This is a genomic window from Curtobacterium sp. MCBD17_013, from assembly GCF_003234565.1.
Classification (GTDB): Bacteria; Actinomycetota; Actinomycetes; order Actinomycetales; family Microbacteriaceae; genus Curtobacterium.
In genome coordinates, this window is the sequence record NZ_QKTU01000004.1 from 68,178 (window position 1) to 83,893 (window position 15,716).

Genomic DNA, 15,716 nt, shown 5'->3' on the forward strand with positions numbered 1-15,716 from the left:
CGCGTCGTGCCGCCGAGCATACTGACGACAGGAGGACGGACGATGAGCGATGACGCACGGGTGCTGTGGATCACGGGCGGCGGGACCGGGATGGGGCGCGCGGCGGCGCGGACGGCTGCGGCCGCAGGGTGGCGCGTCGCGGTGAGCGGCCGTCGCCGGGAGGCCCTGGACGCGGTGGTGGCCGAGGTCCGGTCCGACGGTGGGGACGCGATCGCCCTGCCGGTCGACGTGACGGACCGGCGGGCCCTGGCCGCCGCCCACGCCGAGCTCGTCGATCGTCTGGGCCGCATCGACGGTCTCGTCCTCGCCGCCGGTCTCAACGACCCGGCCCGACGATGGGCAGACCAGGACCTCGCCCGCTTCACACAGATCGTCGACACGAACCTCACGGCGGTGGTGGCGGCGGTCGACCTCGCGCTGCCGGAGCTGCGGCGGGCGGCCGGCGTCGTGGTCGTGGTGTCGTCGTACTCGGGATGGCAGTTCTCGCCCGGGGCCGGCGTGGCCTACAGCGCGAGCAAGACCGCCCTGGGATCCGTCGTCCGGACGTTGAACGACCAGGAGGCCGAGCACGGCGTCCGGGCCTGCCATCTGTGCCCGGGAGACGTCGACTCGGACTTCCTGGCGATGCGTCCGGTCGTGCCGGACGCCGACGCCCGCGCGGTGATGCTCACGCCCGAGGACGTCGCCGCAGCCGTGCAGTTCGTCCTCGACGCCCCCGGACACGTCCGCGTCGACGAGCTCGTCATCTCGCCCGTCTCGCAGCGCTGAACCGCGGCGACGGCCTCACGCACTCCGGCCAACCGCTCGTCAGCGGTGACCACCCCCACCGGCGTGGTGCATGCCGTCGGCGAGCCACACCGCGAGCATCGTGAGCACGACGCTCCCCGACGCCGCCATCCGGCCCGCGACGAGCAGTGACGGACCGTCCGCCGCGTCGCTCACCACGAACACGACCGCGGCGACGGCGCCGATGAGCACGGCGATGCCGAGGGCCGCCAGGAGCGCTCCGGTGACGAGGACGCGCGGCCCCCGCGGAGCGTCGCGGTCGCCCCGCAGGCCGAGGTCGACCCGCGGTCCGACCGCCCGGACGATCCCGAGCCAGAAGAGCGCGACCCCACACGCGCCGATGATGTCGCTCATGCGGTGCCAGCCGTAGACGACGGTCTGGTTCGCCACGATCACCGCGTAGGCGGCGCCGACGAGCAGCACCACGGGCCGGAACCGCCGGGGGGTCACCATGAGCACCGCGAACGACGCCGCGAGCGCGATCGTGGCGTGACCCGACGGGAACGAGTTCGGGGTCGTCGACCCGGCGATCTCAGGGCGCGCGGCGATACGCTTGAGCAAGGTCGACGTCCCCGCGGACGCGAGCACCACGACCCCGGCTCCGATGCCCACGCCGAGCCGCCGGCGGCCCAGACCGACGGCGACGATCACGACGACGAGCAGCAGGATCACCGGGACCGAGATGACGTTGAGCGCGGTGTCGGACCCGAACAGGTCCGTGTCCCGGACCCCGCTCAGCGCAGCGTCCTCGAGGCGCTGACCGATCGGGGTCAGCACGGCGGCCGCGTAGACGAGAGGCACGACCACGAAACCCACGGCAGCGAGCAGGAACCACCGTCCCCGACGTGACACCTCACCGGTGCGGTCGGGCGTGAAGGTCACGGGACTCCTCTTGATCGGGGCGGTGGTCGTCGGCGTGGGCATCCGCATCGTGGCGGCGCTCCGATTGGGCCGGTCGGGGCGGGACACGATACCGTTTCCCCGCCCGCCGGAGGCTGAGAGCGACCACCGACCGTCGCGCTCGGCGCGCATCTGGGCGGCACTGACCCACGATCCCGAGGACGACCACGACGTCCGAGGAGAGGAGAACGAGATGTCCATCGTCCAGCCGAGCTTCGCGTCCTCACCGAACCGGGCGCTCGCCATGACGGCGGGTTCGATGTTCGCCATCTGGGGCATCCTGGGCTTCCTCTTCGCGGGCAACGGCGGCCACCACTTCCTCGGCAACGAAGGCGGCTACCTCTGGGGCGCGTTCCTCGTGAACCCCGCCCTGGCGTTCATCTGGACGGCGCTCGCGGCCGCCCTCCTCATCGCCGGCATGGGGACGCTCCCGTCGGCGCGGGGCATGAACCTGCTCGTCGGCGTCATCGTCCTCGTGATCGGCGTCTACGGGTTCGTGTTCATGAACACGAGCGCGAACGTCCTGGCGGCGAACACCACCGACAACGTGTTCCACGTCATCGTCGGCGCGATCCTCGTGCTCACCGCGATCGGTGCCGACAAGCAGAACCTGCGGGCGATCCGCGGCCTCAACCGCGCCGGCGCCTGAGCGCTCCCGTTCCACGCCACCGACGACGCCCCCGGGACATCCCGGGGGCGTCGTCCTGTCCGCGCGGCGCGCCGCATGGGAGGCACTCCCCGGCTCCCCCGTCATCGCCCGGTCTCCGCAGCCAGCGGCCTCGTCATCCCCCGGTCACCGCGTCACCACCGGTCATCGCCCCCCGGTCACCGCGCGATCACCCGGCCACCGCGTCAGCGGACGCGCGAGCTCACCGGGGCGGCGCCGGCAACGCGGTCGCGACGATCCGCGGCGCCTCGGACATGAAGCGCCGGACGTCGTTGTCGACGATGATGTCGCGCGGCCGGAGGTCCCGTGTCATGTAGAGCCCGTCGAGCGAGGTGATCCGGCTCAGCGCGACGTACGCCTGCCCCGCGCTGAACACCCGGTTCCCGAGGTCGACGACGGCGCGGTCGTACGTCTTGCCCTGCGACTTGTGGATCGTGACGGCCCAGGCGAGGCGGAGCGGGAACTGCTGGAACTCGCCGACGACGTCCTTCTTGAGCTCCTTCGTCGCCGCGGAGTACGAGTACTTGACCTTCTCCCACACGCTCGGCTGGACCTCGAACTCCTCGTCGTCGACCTCGACCCAGACGGTGTCGCGGATCTTCGTGACGACGCCGATCGTCCCGTTCACCCACCGCTGGTCGGCGTCGTTCCGCAGGAACATGACGTGTGCGCCGGGCTTCAGCTCGAGCGCCTCGTCGGCGGGGTGGTTCCGGCCGCCGAAGTCCCCGCTCACCTCGGCCTTGGCGGTCTTCACGCGGCCGGGCAGTCGGTCGAGGGCGGTCTTGTTGATCCGCGCGACGGTGTCATTCCGGGTCGCGAGGGTGATCACGCCGTCCGGAGCCGGTCGCGCTCCCGCGGTGTTGAGCGCGTTCGCGACGTCCGCCGTGACCCGCCCGTGGCGCACGGCCGTGAGCATCGCTGCGAACGCGTCGTCACGCTGCCGGTGGATGCGGGCCAGCTCGACGATGTGCAGCTCGGTCTCGAGCCACACCTTGGCGTCGAAGAACCACATCGACCGGTAGTGGTCGGCGAAGTACGCCCGCTCGTCGGCGTCCCCCGGCACCGGCGGCAACTGGTAGGGGTCTCCGAACATGACGACCTGCACGCCGCCGAAGGGCTCGCGGGAGCGCTGGCGTGCCTTGCGGAGGGAGCGGTCGATGGCGTCGAGCAGGTCTGCGTTGACCATCGAGATCTCGTCGATGACGACGGTGTCGATCGTGTTGAGCAGCTTGCGGACCTCGCTGTTCTGCTCGAGGTCGGCGTCCGCGATGAGCCCGATCGGCAGCCGGAACAGCGAGTGGATCGTCTGACCGCCGACGTTGAGCGCTGCGACACCCGTGGGCGCGCAGATGACCACCTGCTTGGCGGTGTTCCACGACAGGTGGTGCAGGAGGGTCGACTTGCCGGTGCCCGCCCGGCCGGTGATGAACACGTGGTCACGGGTGGACTCGATGTACTCGAAGACCGCCCGCTGCTCCGGCGTCAGCTCGGGACTCATGACCGGCCCACCGCCGTCGTCACACCGGCGTCGACCCGGGCCGTCGGACCCGTGGACCGGACGGTCGGCTCACCCTCGGACGAGGAGCGTCGGGACCGCACGAGCACCACCACGACGACGAGCACGAGGAAGGCGATGCCGGCCACGACGAGCACGAGTCCGCCCCGCGCTTGGTCGACCACGGGATCGGGGCCCCACGTCCGGCCCATCGCGCCGAACCAGGACGCCTGGACCAGGCCGAGCGGGCCTCGGAGCACCGAGCCGAGCACCACCATCGACGCCGCGACGAGCGCCCCGCTGCCGATCCGGACCAGTGCCGCGCCGGTGCTCGGGCGCCGAGCCCCGACCGCCACCGGCGTCAGGAGCGTCGGCACGGCGACGAGCCCCACCGCGAGGAACACGACGTCGGTCACCGTGCGGGTGATGCCGTCGTCGGCCGCCCACCGCAGGGCGTCGGTGTCGACGTACGCCCACCAGAGCGCGCCGAGGAGCACGGCCGCGGGGAACGGCTGCGCGAGGTACCGGACGACCACGTTGTCGACGAGGATCCCGGTCCACTCGCGGACGCCGGTGCTGCCGTCCTGCCGTGGGTGCACCGCGGCCCGGATCAGGAGGACCGGACCGGCACCCCAGGCGAGCACCGGCACGAGGAGCCCGAGGAGGACGTGCTCGGCGAGCGCCGACGACACGAGGAACCGGTCGTACCGGTGCAGCGCGCCGTTCGTCGCGGCGAGCAGCACGAGCACCGTCGCGATCGCCGACACGGTCCGCAGCACCGGCCACCGCCGATCCTGACGCCGGAGGCGGATGACCCCGGCCGCGTACACCGCGGCGAGCAGCACGACGGCCATGACCCAGAACAGGTCGAGCGAGCCGCCGGTGAGCCACGTCCACCCACCGGGCGCGGCGGGCAGACGATCGTCGGTGAGCAGTTCGGCGGGCGTGGGGTCGCTGGTCGTGCTCAGGGCGACCTGGTCGACCGGGGGCGCAGTGCGGGCGAGCGCCGCCGCGAAGCCCGACGCGACGCCCATCACCGCGAGCTCGGCGACCACGAGCGTCCAGAAGGGGCGCCGTCGGGCGGGGTCGGCCGCGAGCGCGACGACGGTCCGACGACGCTGCAGTGCGCCGAGCACCCCGATGCCCAGGAGCGCCGCGGTCTTGACGAGCACGAGGACGCCGTACGGGGTGAGCAACGCCCCCCAACTCCCGACGCGGATCGATGCGGAGGCGTACCCCGAGGCGGCCACGAGCACGAAGCACCCGAGCGCGATGCTCGAGTACCGCGCGGTGACGAGCGGCAGCCGCTCGGCGGGGAGGACGCCGCGGAGGAGCGCCAGGGAGAGCAGCCCGCCGACCCAGAGCGCCGCGCCGACGAGGTGCAGTCCGAGTGCCGTGACGGCTGCGTCGTGGCTGGCCGTGCCCGCGGCGTGCCCCTGCTCGGCCATCGGGACCAGGCCGACCATCGCGACGCCGGCGACGAGGGCCACGAGCCCGCGGGAGCGGACCGCGAAGCAGAGGACCGTGACCACGGCGGCGACGAGGACCGTGACGATCCACGCCAACCCGAGATCCGTGCCGGTCAGGAACACGCTGAGGGACTGGCCGAACTGCTGGTCGAGCGTGACCGGGACGTCCACGACGCTGAGGAACGAGAAGAACGTGGTGACCGCGGCGGCGACCGTCCACACGCCGGCGGAGGCGGCGGCGACGTCGAGTGCTCGGTTCCACTCCGGTGCCGTGCGGGACAGCGCGACGGTGGCGAGCCCGAGGCCGCCGATGGTCGCGGCGGCCGCCAGGTCCACCACGGTCTTGGCGATCGGCAGACCGAACCGGACGGCGGCACCGGGATCCGACACGAGCGGGGCGTCCGCCGCACCACCGATGACGAGTGCCACGAGCACGGACACGAACGCCACGAGGAGCAGCACCGCGGGCGCGGCGATCCGGGCGAGACGAGTCACCCGTCCAGCCTACGGCGATGCCCCGGCGACCCCGACCGACTGTGGATCGCGGTCGTGGAACGCACGACAGGCCGGGAACGACGACGGGGACGGCGCAACGCGCCGTCCCCGTCGTCGATTCGCCGTCGTTACTTGACGGCGGCCTTGAGCTTGCTGCCCGCGCTCACCTTGACGCTGTCGCTCGCGGCGATCTCGAGCGCCTCGCCCGTCTGCGGGTTGCGGCCCGTGCGGGCGGCGCGGTGGGTCTTCTCGAACGCGATCCACCCGGGGATCGAGATCTTGGCGCCCTCGCTGAGCGACTTCGACACGACGGAGAAGAGCGCGTCGACGACGCCGTTGACGGCGGCCTGGCTCTGGCCCGACTCGGTCGCGATCGCGGCGACGAGCTCGGTGCGGTTGAGGGACTTGTCAGCCATGGATGTCCTCCTCGGACTCTCAGCGGTACAGACCGGGCGCATGCCGCACCCGAGCGGGGTGACCACGAGGCCGAGGGCCCGTGGAACCGTAGGCGAACCTACCAGCCACCCGGGCGCATCCCGGCCAACTCGCCCGGATTCTCGCGGTTCCTCGGGGCTGCTGGGGCTGCTGTGACCCATGTGACCGAGCGCACGGCCCATCGCATCACCCGCGGACGACCGCATCACCCGCGGACGACCGCATCACCCTGGGTCGACCGCATCACCCAGGGAACGACGAACGCTCCCCGACCCGAGGGACGAGGAGCGTTCGTTCGTGGTGACCCGCCGTGTCAGCGGGTCGGCGTCACCAGGACGACTTGGTGATGCCGGGGAGCTCGCCGCGGTGGGCCATGGAGCGGAAGCGGACACGGCTGATGCCGAACTCGCGGATGTTGCCGCGGGGGCGACCGTCGATGGCGTCGCGGTTGCGGTAGCGGACCGGCGAGGCGTCGCGCGGGAGCTTCTGCAGGCCGACGCGGGCGGCCTCGCGGCTCTCGTCGGTGCCGTTCGGGTCCACGAGGGCCTTCTTCAGCTCGAGACGACGCTCGGCGTAGCGCTCGATGATGACCGCGCGCTGGTCGTTCTTGGCGATCTTGCTCTTCTTGGCCATGCTTAGCGCTCCTCGCGGAAGTCGACGTGCTTGCGGATGACCGGGTCGTACTTCTTGAGCACGAGGCGGTCGGGGTTGTTCCGGCGGTTCTTCTTGGTCACGTAGGTGAACCCGGTGCCCGCCGTGGAACGGAGCTTGATGATCGGACGGATGTCCTGACCGCGCTTGGCCATCAGATCTTCTCCCCACGGGCCAGGATGTCCTTGACCACGGACTCGATGCCGCGGGCGTCGATCACCTTGATGCCCTTCGCGCTGACGGTGAGCGTGACGTTGCGCCGGAGCGACGGCACGAAGTACGTCTTCTTCTGCACGTTCGGGTCGAAGCGGCGCTTCGTCCGACGGTGCGAGTGTGAGATGTTGTGTCCGAAGCCGGGAACGGCGCCGGTCACCTGGCAGACTGCTGCCATGGTCTCCTCCTGAGATGGTTACCGTGCGGCCGGATCGGCCACACCCAAGGTCACTTGCCTGGCGCGCACGCGCTCGTGTCGACCGATCGACAGGAGCGAGGGGGGTGTGCGCACCGCCCCGTCCGTTCCCGAGGGAGCGGATCCGCGCGACCACGGCTGCTGCGATGGTCGGAGGGCAGAACAACAGTTCGCCGCGCGGACGCGACGGACCAAGCGACAAGCCTACGTGAGGCCCGGGCGCGTCGCAAGCCGCGCCTCCCGGCCGGCCGCACGCGGCCACCGCTCGCTCCCGCGCCGAGAGAGCACGACGCGCCGCTCGCGTCCGCCGAGAGAGCACGACTCGCCGTACGGGAGGAACGTGAGTGGCCCGTCTTGCACGCTCGCGAGCCGAGGCCCGACCGGGGCCGGCGGCCGGCCGGGGCCCGGGCCGGCGGCGGGGCCGGACCGCACCCGGGGTCACCGCTCGCGCTGGGGCGCCATCCCCGTCGGACGCACGAGGGTGAACTGCTCCTGCCGCACCCAGTACAGGCCCGTCGCACGGCGCTCCTCACGCGTCGCGAACCGGTACAGGAACATCCGCGCACGGATCCACCGGGGACGCCGCCCGTCGAACGGGTCCACCCGGAGCAGGCGGAGCGTCGGCCGGTCCGCCTCGAGCAGGCGCACGACGAACACCCGGAACCAGCCGTCGTCGGCGCCGAGTGCCAGGAACCACATGAGCCAGTCGAGCCGCAGGTGGTACGGCGCGAACTGCCGCGGGCGCCGGCGCGGGTCCCCCGGTTTCCCCTTGAACTCGTACGGGACCCAGTCGCCCTCCTGCGGGACCTCGGCCTCCGTGCCCTCGACGATCACCTCGGACCGCTGCTGCGTCACGCTGCCGAACGCCCCGTACGCGTTGACGAGGTGCCAGCGGTTGAAGCTCGCGTTCATGAGCTGCCGCTTCGACACCAGGTTCTTCGCGGGCGGCCACGACAGCCAGAGCAGGAGCAGCCCGACGAGCACGGTGAGCACGACGAACCACACGGGCGTCGCGGTCGGCCCCGCGGCAGCGTCCACTGCGGGGATCACCGCGCCGAACGCCCGGTCGTCGATGGCGGCGAACGCCAGCAGCATCGTGAGGACGTTGAGCCACGCGAAGTTGCCGCTCACCACGAGCCAGAGCTGCGTGATGACGACGAGCGCCGCGGCGATGCTCGCGACCGGCTGGGGTGCGAACAGGAACAACGGCACGACGAGCTGCACGACGTGACTGCCGAGCGTCTCGAACCGGTGCACGGGCTTCGGCAGCAGGTGCGCGGTGCGGCTCATGGGATTGGGCATCGGCTGCGTCTCGTGGTGGTAGTACAGCGCGGTCAGGTCCCGCCACGACGCGTCGCCCCGCATCTTGATCATCCCCGCACCGAACTCGAGCCGGAACACGAGCCAGCGGATCGCGAACAGGACGATCACCGACGGGGCGACGTCGTCCGAGCCGAGGAACGCGACCGTGAACCCGGCCTCGAGGAGCAACGACTCCCATCCGAAGCCGTAGAACGTCTGGCCGACGTCGACGATCGACATGTACCCGAGCCACATGAGCAGGAACACGACCGCGGGCACCCAGGCGGGCCCGAGCTGCGGCAACCCGGCGACGACCGACAGCGCGAGCACGACGCCCGCTCCCGCGAGCATCCGCAGCCGCCGGTCGGTGTACGGGATCCACCGCCACACGATCGGCTGCTGCTGCGCGTACCGGAGCCGCATGTACCGGGGCACGGGCAGGAGGCCGTGCTCACCGAGCAACGCCGGGAACTGCGCGAGCGTGGACAGGAACGCGATGGCGTAGACCGCCGCGACACCACGCTGCAGCACCTGGCGCGCCAGGTCGTAGTCGGTTGCGCCGGCCCACGTGGTCAGCGTGCTCACGTCCATGGCCGGGAGGCTACGCGCGTCCGGGTCGGGACCGGTCCGGCCGGGCGCAGGGCAGGTGGGCACCGGGCCGGGCGAGCGCAGGGCCGGCGAATGCCGCGCCGGCGAGCGCGGGGTCAGACCCCCTGCGTCGGCCGCGGCGCGAGCGCCTCGACGATAAGCGCCCCGAGCTCCGCCGGCCGGGTGGACATCGCCCAGTGCCCGGTGTCGAGGCCGACGATGCGGAGGTCCTCGGTCGCCGCGAGCTCGGTCGCCCAGTCCGCGTGCGCCGTGATCCCCGCGGTGAGCTCGTCCGGGCTCATCTCGCTCGTGATGACCGTCGTCGGGACCCGGCGGCGTGCCTCGTCCGTCAGCCGGAAGTGCTGTCGGGTCGCCCCCGCGGGCACGGGGATCGCCCGCGCCTGCAGTGCCGCCCACTGCTCGTCGGTGGTGTCGCGGACCATGGCCTCGCCGAACGCCGAACGCTCCGGGAACGGCACGACGCCGTCGACCACCGGGAACTCGTCGTTGTCCCAGTCGCCCTCCGGGAACGGGATCGCGTCGACGTACACCGCGGCACGGATGCGCGCCGCCCGGCGGTCGACCGCGACGCCGACCACGGCGCCCGAGGCCGAGTGCCCGACGAGGGCGATCGACTCGGCACCCGAGGTCGTGCGGCTCGCCGCGTCGACGCGGTTCACGACGGCCTGGACCTGGTCCTCGAACCCGACCGACGCGGGGTCGTCGCCCGGGTGCATCCCGGGGAGCGTCAGGGCCTCGACCTCGTGCCCGGCGGCGCGGAGGACCGGGGCGACGTCGTCCCACGCGCTCGCGTCGAGCCACATCCCCGGCACCAGGATCACGTACATGCGCCGCAGCCTAACGCCGACCCGGGACGGACGGGGAGGCGTGTGCCGGACCCGCGTGGTGCCTCCCGGCCGGCCCGTGCTGCGGTGCGCCGCCCCGTGTCAGCGCCGCGCGCTGCAGGCCGCGCACTCGCCGAACACGTCGACGACGTGGTTCGCGCGGGTGAACCCGTGCTCCGCGGCGACGCGCTGCGCCCACGACTCGACCTCGTCCGCCTCGATCTCGACGGTGGTGCCGCACGTGCGGCAGATGAGGTGGTGGTGGTGCGTGCCCGGCGTGCAGGCGCGGTACAGGGTCTCGCCGTCCTGCTGCAGGACGTCCGCGGCGCCCTCGTCGGCCAGACCGCCGAGCGCGCGGTAGACGGTCGCGAGGCCGATCGTCGACCCGGTGTCACGGAGCCGGGCGTGCAGACCCTGGGCGCTCACGAAGCCCTCGGTGGCGTCGAGGGCCTCGCGCACCGCCCCGCGCTGCCGGGTCGTGCGCTTGTGCGGGGTCGCGTCGGCGGTGTCCGCCGCGGGCAGGGCGTCCGTCGCGTCCGTCGCGTCCGTCGCGTCCGTCGCGTCCGTCGCGTCCGTCGCGTCCGTCGCGTCCGTCGGGGTCATGCACCCACCTCCGCTGGGGTCGTCGTGGTCACTGGGTCCTCGCGTGCCGCTCGGCGGGCGATGCGGTCCCGCCCCCGAGCGTCCCGCCGACCACCGACGATCCGACAGACGACCCAGATGGCGAACGAGATCGTGGTCACGTACGGGCTGATCGGCAGGCCTCCGCCGAGGGCGAGCAGGATGCCGCCGACGACACTCGTCACCGCGAACACCATCGACAGGACGGGCACGAGCACGGGGTGCACGGTCACGCGGAGGGCCGCCGCGGCGGGGGTGACGAGCAGCGAGAGCACGAGCAGGGCCCCGACGACCTGCACGGACACCGCGGTCGCCAGCCCGAGGACGAGCATGAACAGGAGGGCGAGGGTCCGGACCGGCAGTCCCGCGGCCGCGGCCACGTCGGGGTCGACGCTGGCGAAGTGCAACGGTCGCCAGATGACGAGGAGCGTCACGACGACGATCGCCGCGACGACGAGCAGGATGCCGAGCTGGGGGTCGTCGACGGCCACGATCTGCCCGGTGAGCAGCCCGAACTTGTTCGCCGCGCGGCCCCGGTACAGCGCGAGGCACAGGATCCCGAGGCCGAGGCCGAACGGCATGAGCACCGCGATGATCGAGTTGCGCTCGCGGGCCCGGGAGCCGAGCAGGCCGATGACGACCGCGGCGAGCACGGACCCGACGAGCGACCCCGCGACGACGTCGACGCCCATGAGCAGTGCGGCGGACGCCCCGGCGAACGACAGCTCGCTGATGCCGTGCACGGCGAACGGCAGGTTGCGGGCCACGACGAACGGCCCGATGAGCCCCCCGACGATCCCGAGTACCGCGCCGGCGAGGATCGAGTTCCGCACGAGGCCGAGCAGCGCGCCGAAGTCCTGGAACGAGAACACGGTCGAGAGCAGCTGGTGCAGGTCGGTGGCGAGGATCATCGGCGCGCCGGTCCTTCCGTCGCGTCGTCGGCGATCCGGAGGTCGTGATCGCCCTCGTGGTGGTGGTGCTCACCGAGGTGGTCGTGCGGGTCGTTCGAACCGACGATGACGATCCGCCCCATGGTCCGGACGACGTCGACCGGCGTGCCGTACAGGTCGGACAGGACGTCGGCGCGGAGGACCTCGTCGGGCGCGCCGATCCGGAAGCGGCCGCGCGCGATGTAGAGCACGCGGTCGACGACGTCGAGGATCGGGTTGACGTCGTGCGTCACGAACAGCACGGCGGCGTCCCGCTGGCGACGCTGCCGGTCGATGAGCGCGGTCACCTCGCGCTGGTGCCGGAGGTCCAGCGAGATGAGGGGTTCGTCGCAGAGCAGGAGCGCGGGATCCGCGGCGATCGCCTGGCCGACCCGGGCGCGCTGCTGCTCGCCGCCGGACAGCTCGGCGACCGGGGCGTCGGCGAACGCGGCGGCGCCGACCTCGTCGAGGATCGCGTCGATGCGGGCGCGTTCCGCCGCGCGGGCCGGGCGGAGGCCCCACCGGTGCCCGGTCACCCCGAGCGCCACCAGGTCCCGGGTCCGCAGCGGCGTGCCCGACTCCATGAGCCGCTGCTGGGGGACGTACCCGATGCGCCGGTGTCCGCGGGTGACGGGTTCGCCGAGGAACCGGATCGAGCCGGTCGTGAGCGTCTGCTGCCCGAGCACGGTGCGCAGCAGGCTCGTCTTGCCGGCGCCGTTCGGTCCGAGGACCGCGAGGAACTCACCCGGCCGGACGTCGAGGTCGAGGTCGTGCCAGAGGTGCCGTGACCCGTACGCGAGCCCGGCGCCACGCAGGGACAGGACGGCGTCCTGCTCGTCCTCGTGGGGTGCGCGCGGGGTCACGGCGGTCCTTCCTCGCGGCGAACGCCCGTGCGCTGCCGCCCCTCGACGCTAGACCTGTTGAGAATGATCGTCAAAACCACGGACGGGAGGCGCGGTACCGACCGGCACCGCGCCTCCCGTCCGTCGCGCCACGTCAGGGCGTGGTGGCCGCCTCGACCGACTCGGCCGCCGCGTCGTCCTCGCGCCCCGGGGTCCGGAGGTTCCAGCGTTTGATGACGAAGCTGAAGACGAAGTAGTAGATGACGCCGTAGGCGATGCCGATCGGGATGAGCCAGATCGCGCCCTGCGCCTTGCCGAAGTTGAGCACGTAGTCGATCGCGCCCGCGGAGAACGTGAAGCCGTCGTGGATCCCGAGCGCGTTGACGAGTGCGAGCGACGTGCCGGTCAGGACCGCGTGCACGACGTAGAGCGGCCAGGCCACGAACATGAAGGAGTACTCGAGCGGCTCGGTGATGCCCGTGACGAACGAGGTGAGCGCGGCCGAGAGCATGATGCCGCCGACGACCTTGCGGTTCTGCGGCTTCGCGTGACGCCAGATCGCCAGGGCCGCGCCCGGGAGACCGAACATCATGATCGGGAAGAACCCGGTCATGAAGATGCCGGCGTGCGGGTCGCCCGCGAAGAAGCGGTTGAGGTCGCCGTGCGCGCCGTGGTAGTCGCCGATGATGAACCAGACGACCGAGTTGAGGATCTGGTGGAGGCCCGTCGGGATGAGCAGGCGGTTCGCCGCGCCGTAGATCCCGCCGCCGACGACCGAGTTGGACGCGACCGCGTTGCCGATCCAGGTGATCACGGCGTCGAACGGGATGTAGAGGAACGCCATCGCCACGCCGATGAACAGCCCGGCGAACGCGCTGAGGATCGGGACCAGGCGTCGGCCGGAGAAGAACCCGATGAAGTCGGGCAGCTTCGTCCGGTGGAACCGCTGCCAGAGCACCGCGGACACGAGCCCCATCACGATGCCGCCGAGGACCCCGTAGTTGATCGTGGGCACGGTGCCGGCGGCGTTCTTGTGGGTGCCGAGCACGATGGGCGACATCGCGGTGAACACGCTCGAGAGCACCATGTAGCCGACGACCGCGGCGAGGGCGGTCGACCCGTCGGACTTCTTGGCCCAACCGATCGCGATGCCGACGGCGAAGATGAGCGGCAGCCACGTGAAGACGCCGTTGCCCGCGGCGGAGATGACCGCGGCCCACTGCCCGAAGCCGGGGATGGCGCCGAGCAGGTCGGCCTGCCCGAGGCGGAGCAGGATGCCGGCGGCCGGGAGCACCGCGATCGGGAGCATGAGGCTCCGGCCGAGCCGCTGCAGGTTGGCGAACGCGCGACTGGGCTTCTTGGCCGGTGGGGTGGACACCGGGACGGCTTCGGCCGTGGTCATGGTGGATCCTCTCGTCATCGGGTGGAGCATGGGTGGTTGATGCCCGGATCCCGCGTCGGTACTGTTCGAGAACAGTGCCGGTCCTGTCCGGTCATGACCAGTTCGCTGTAGTCTCCACATCAGCGTGGTCCGTGTCAACAACCCGGTCCCGGCCCCGTCGAGACCGCAGTTCATCCCCTGGAGGAGGACCCATGTCGAAGGCAGAAGCGATCGTGGCAGCACTCGGCGGCGCCGACAACATCGAGGAGGTCGAGGGCTGCATCACGCGCCTCCGCACCGAGGTGGTCGACCCGTCGCTCGTCGACGAGGCCGCGCTCAAGCAGGCGGGTGCGATCGCCGTCGTCGCCATGGGCACCGGCGTGCAGGTGATCGTCGGCCCCGAGGCCGACAACCTGGCGCAGGACATCGAGGACATCCTGTGACGGACGTCCGCACGCCGTTCGCCGGACCGGTCGTCGGGCTCGCCGACGTGCCGGATCCGGTGTTCGCGGGCCAGCTCGTCGGGGCGGGCGTCGCCGTGCGCCCGGACGAGCACGCCCGGTCCGTGACGGCGGTGGCGCCCGTGGCGGGCACGATCGTCAAGCTCCACCCGCACGCGTTCGCGATCGAGGGCGCCGAGGGCACGGACGTCCTCGTGCACGTCGGCATCGACACGGTCAAGCTCGGCGGTGCGGGGTTCGAGCTCCTCGCCGCCGAGGGGGACACCGTCGCGGCCGGTGACCCCGTCGTGCGGTTCGACCCGGCGGCGATCGTGGCGGCCGGCTACGCCCCGGTGTGCCCGGTCGTCGTCCTCGGTTCGACGCCCGACTCGGTCCCCCAGGACGCCGTGGGCAGCTCCGTGCCCGAGGGCGCGACGCTCTACACGACCTAGATCAGCGCGATCGTCCGCGGCGCCTCGGCCGAGACCTCCATCTGGACGCGGTACCGGTCGCTCCGGTACCAGCTCCGGGTGTGCTCCACCGGGCCGGGTTCGGCGAACGACACGCGGTCGAACACGAGCACGGGCGCGCCGGTCCGCGTGCCGAGGAGTGTCGCCACGTCGTCGCTCGCCGGGTCCGCCGCGACCGTCTGCACCGCGCGGACGATCGGCAGCCCGTACCGATCGGCCACCAGCGAGTACACCGAGCCGCTGAGGTCGTGCTCCAGGAGCCCCGGGTACGCGGCGCGCGAGAACCAGGCGTCGTCGATCGACACGGGGACGCCGTCGGCGAGCCGCAGGCGCTTCAGGTGGACGGCGACGTCGTCGGACTCGAGGTGCAGGGCGGCCGCGGTGTCCGCGGGCGCGACCCGTTCCTCCCGGACGAGCACGACCGTGGTCGGCGTGTGTCCGAGCGCACGCATCTCCTCGGTGAACGAGGCGAGGTGGAGCGTCGACTGCACGGGTCGGTGCGCGACGAACGTGCCCTTGCCGCGGACACGCGTCAGGTAGCCCTCGTTGACGAGTTGGCCGAGGGCCTCGCGCACGGTGATGCGGCTGACGCCGTACTCGGTGATGAGCTGCCGCTCCGAGGGGATGGCGGCGCCCGGCTGCAGTCGCTCGGTCACGAGTTCGAGCAGGATCCGCCGGAGCTGCGCGTGCTTCGGGATCGCGCTCTCGGTGATCCGTCGTGCCGCACCCTCGTCGCTGCGTCGTGCCACGCGTCGTACTCCTCGCCCGCAGTGGAGGCCCGGCGACCGGGGGCTGGTCCTGTGCGGACATGACCAGTCGAGCACACAGTAGCGAACAGCGCTGGGAGCGCCAGGGTCATCCGGCGGGACGGGACCGCGGGTGACAGCGGATCCCCGCCCGGGTGAGTGCGTGCCGTAAAGGAGCGACGCCGACGGGCGGATCGGTGCGGTTCGACGTCCTCGACACGTCCGGACCCGCACACCATGCGGTC

At 72.1% G+C, this 15,716-nt stretch carries 18 protein-coding genes; 4 read left to right on the plus strand and 14 right to left on the minus strand.

Features of this window, described 5'->3' with window-relative positions; translation table 11 throughout:
• Nucleotides 1–42 precede the first annotated feature (42 nt).
• Nucleotides 43–768: an SDR family oxidoreductase gene (locus DEI81_RS06445; RefSeq protein WP_111009710.1), complete on the plus strand. Its 726-nt coding sequence runs from the start codon at nt 43–45 to the stop codon at nt 766–768.
• Nucleotides 769–807: 39 nt separating this feature from the next.
• Here DEI81_RS06445 and DEI81_RS06450 read toward each other — a convergent pair whose 3' ends face one another.
• Nucleotides 808–1,668, minus strand: coding sequence for a phosphatase PAP2 family protein (locus DEI81_RS06450; protein ID WP_111009711.1), 861 nt, complete (start codon nt 1,666–1,668; stop codon nt 808–810).
• A gap of 211 nt (nt 1,669–1,879) precedes the next feature.
• On the opposite strand from DEI81_RS06450, the gene DEI81_RS06455 reads away from it, so the two are divergent.
• Entirely contained in the window at nt 1,880–2,335 is a 456-nt protein-coding gene (locus tag DEI81_RS06455; RefSeq protein ID WP_146244033.1) for a DUF4383 domain-containing protein, read from the plus strand.
• A 220-nt stretch (nt 2,336–2,555) separates the two neighbouring features.
• Here DEI81_RS06455 and DEI81_RS06460 read toward each other — a convergent pair whose 3' ends face one another.
• The 12 genes from DEI81_RS06460 to DEI81_RS06515 all read right to left on the minus strand — a co-directional run bounded on the left by DEI81_RS06460 (nt 2,556) and on the right by DEI81_RS06515 (nt 13,836).
• Complete coding sequence (locus DEI81_RS06460; protein WP_111009713.1) at nt 2,556–3,851, minus strand: ATP-dependent RecD-like DNA helicase; 1,296 nt, start codon at nt 3,849–3,851, stop codon at nt 2,556–2,558.
• Nucleotides 3,848–5,812 carry a cytochrome c oxidase assembly protein gene (locus tag DEI81_RS06465; protein WP_111009714.1) on the minus strand — a complete coding sequence of 655 codons (1,965 nt, stop codon included), beginning with the start codon at nt 5,810–5,812 and terminating at the stop codon, nt 3,848–3,850. Before DEI81_RS06465 ends, DEI81_RS06460 begins: the two co-directional genes overlap by 4 nt.
• A gap of 128 nt (nt 5,813–5,940) precedes the next feature.
• Nucleotides 5,941–6,228 carry an HU family DNA-binding protein gene (locus tag DEI81_RS06470; protein WP_111009715.1) on the minus strand — a complete coding sequence of 96 codons (288 nt, stop codon included), beginning with the start codon at nt 6,226–6,228 and terminating at the stop codon, nt 5,941–5,943.
• Nucleotides 6,229–6,574: 346 nt separating this feature from the next.
• Entirely contained in the window at nt 6,575–6,880 is a 306-nt protein-coding gene (gene rpsN / locus DEI81_RS06475; protein WP_111009716.1) for a 30S ribosomal protein S14, read from the minus strand.
• 2 nt (nt 6,881–6,882) lie between these two features.
• On the minus strand, nt 6,883–7,053 hold the full coding sequence (gene rpmG / locus DEI81_RS06480; protein WP_110823153.1) for a 50S ribosomal protein L33: 171 nt from the start codon (nt 7,051–7,053) through the stop codon (nt 6,883–6,885).
• On the minus strand, nt 7,053–7,289 hold the full coding sequence (gene rpmB / locus DEI81_RS06485) for a 50S ribosomal protein L28 (protein ID WP_111009717.1): 237 nt from the start codon (nt 7,287–7,289) through the stop codon (nt 7,053–7,055). The genes rpmG and rpmB overlap by 1 nt, the downstream gene beginning before the upstream one ends.
• 456 nt (nt 7,290–7,745) lie before the next feature.
• Nucleotides 7,746–9,200: a lipase maturation factor family protein gene (locus DEI81_RS06490; RefSeq protein WP_111009718.1), complete on the minus strand. Its 1,455-nt coding sequence runs from the start codon at nt 9,198–9,200 to the stop codon at nt 7,746–7,748.
• A gap of 113 nt (nt 9,201–9,313) precedes the next feature.
• A complete protein-coding gene (locus DEI81_RS06495; RefSeq protein WP_111009719.1) occupies nt 9,314–10,045 on the minus strand; it encodes an alpha/beta hydrolase in 732 nt (243 codons plus the stop codon).
• Between the two features lie 99 nt (nt 10,046–10,144).
• The gene (locus DEI81_RS06500) at nt 10,145–10,645 is read right to left on the minus strand and encodes a Fur family transcriptional regulator (RefSeq protein ID WP_111009720.1); all 501 of its coding nucleotides are present in this window, start codon (nt 10,643–10,645) and stop codon (nt 10,145–10,147) included.
• Nucleotides 10,642–11,574 (minus strand): metal ABC transporter permease, encoded by a 933-nt coding sequence (locus DEI81_RS06505; RefSeq protein ID WP_111009721.1) that lies wholly within the window; start codon nt 11,572–11,574, stop codon nt 10,642–10,644. Before DEI81_RS06505 ends, DEI81_RS06500 begins: the two co-directional genes overlap by 4 nt.
• Nucleotides 11,571–12,455 carry a metal ABC transporter ATP-binding protein gene (locus DEI81_RS06510; protein WP_111009722.1) on the minus strand — a complete coding sequence of 295 codons (885 nt, stop codon included), beginning with the start codon at nt 12,453–12,455 and terminating at the stop codon, nt 11,571–11,573. The genes DEI81_RS06505 and DEI81_RS06510 overlap by 4 nt, the downstream gene beginning before the upstream one ends.
• Nucleotides 12,456–12,588: 133 nt before the next feature.
• Complete coding sequence (locus tag DEI81_RS06515) at nt 12,589–13,836, minus strand: PTS transporter subunit EIIC (protein WP_111009723.1); 1,248 nt, start codon at nt 13,834–13,836, stop codon at nt 12,589–12,591.
• 131 nt (nt 13,837–13,967) lie between these two features.
• On the opposite strand from DEI81_RS06515, the gene DEI81_RS06520 reads away from it, so the two are divergent.
• Nucleotides 13,968–14,258, plus strand: a complete 291-nt coding sequence (locus DEI81_RS06520; RefSeq protein ID WP_258368533.1) for a PTS glucose/sucrose transporter subunit IIB — start codon at nt 13,968–13,970, stop codon at nt 14,256–14,258.
• Nucleotides 14,255–14,707, plus strand: a complete 453-nt coding sequence (locus tag DEI81_RS06525) for a PTS glucose transporter subunit IIA (protein WP_111009725.1) — start codon at nt 14,255–14,257, stop codon at nt 14,705–14,707. Before DEI81_RS06520 ends, DEI81_RS06525 begins: the two co-directional genes overlap by 4 nt.
• Here the strand turns inward: DEI81_RS06525 and DEI81_RS06530 are convergent.
• Entirely contained in the window at nt 14,704–15,474 is a 771-nt protein-coding gene (locus DEI81_RS06530; RefSeq protein ID WP_258368534.1) for a GntR family transcriptional regulator, read from the minus strand. The genes DEI81_RS06525 and DEI81_RS06530 overlap by 4 nt on opposite strands.
• Between the last annotated feature and the right edge of the window lie 242 nt (nt 15,475–15,716).

Bases quoted from the DNA above. Each gene is read 5' to 3' on its own strand.
- DEI81_RS06445 (WP_111009710.1), top strand. From the start codon at position 43: ATGAGCGATGACGCACGGGTGCTGTGGATCACGGGCGGCGGGACCGGG.
- DEI81_RS06455 (WP_146244033.1), top strand. From the start codon at position 1,880: ATGTCCATCGTCCAGCCGAGCTTCGCGTCCTCACCGAACCGGGCGCTC.
- DEI81_RS06460 (WP_111009713.1), bottom strand. From the start codon at position 3,851: ATGAGTCCCGAGCTGACGCCGGAGCAGCGGGCGGTCTTCGAGTACATC.
- DEI81_RS06470 (WP_111009715.1), bottom strand. From the start codon at position 6,228: ATGGCTGACAAGTCCCTCAACCGCACCGAGCTCGTCGCCGCGATCGCG.
- rpsN (WP_111009716.1), bottom strand. From the start codon at position 6,880: ATGGCCAAGAAGAGCAAGATCGCCAAGAACGACCAGCGCGCGGTCATC.
- rpmG (WP_110823153.1), bottom strand. From the start codon at position 7,053: ATGGCCAAGCGCGGTCAGGACATCCGTCCGATCATCAAGCTCCGTTCC.
- rpmB (WP_111009717.1), bottom strand. From the start codon at position 7,289: ATGGCAGCAGTCTGCCAGGTGACCGGCGCCGTTCCCGGCTTCGGACAC.
- DEI81_RS06490 (WP_111009718.1), bottom strand. From the start codon at position 9,200: ATGGACGTGAGCACGCTGACCACGTGGGCCGGCGCAACCGACTACGAC.
- DEI81_RS06495 (WP_111009719.1), bottom strand. From the start codon at position 10,045: ATGTACGTGATCCTGGTGCCGGGGATGTGGCTCGACGCGAGCGCGTGG.
- DEI81_RS06500 (WP_111009720.1), bottom strand. From the start codon at position 10,645: ATGACCCCGACGGACGCGACGGACGCGACGGACGCGACGGACGCGACG.
- DEI81_RS06505 (WP_111009721.1), bottom strand. From the start codon at position 11,574: ATGATCCTCGCCACCGACCTGCACCAGCTGCTCTCGACCGTGTTCTCG.
- DEI81_RS06515 (WP_111009723.1), bottom strand. From the start codon at position 13,836: ATGACCACGGCCGAAGCCGTCCCGGTGTCCACCCCACCGGCCAAGAAG.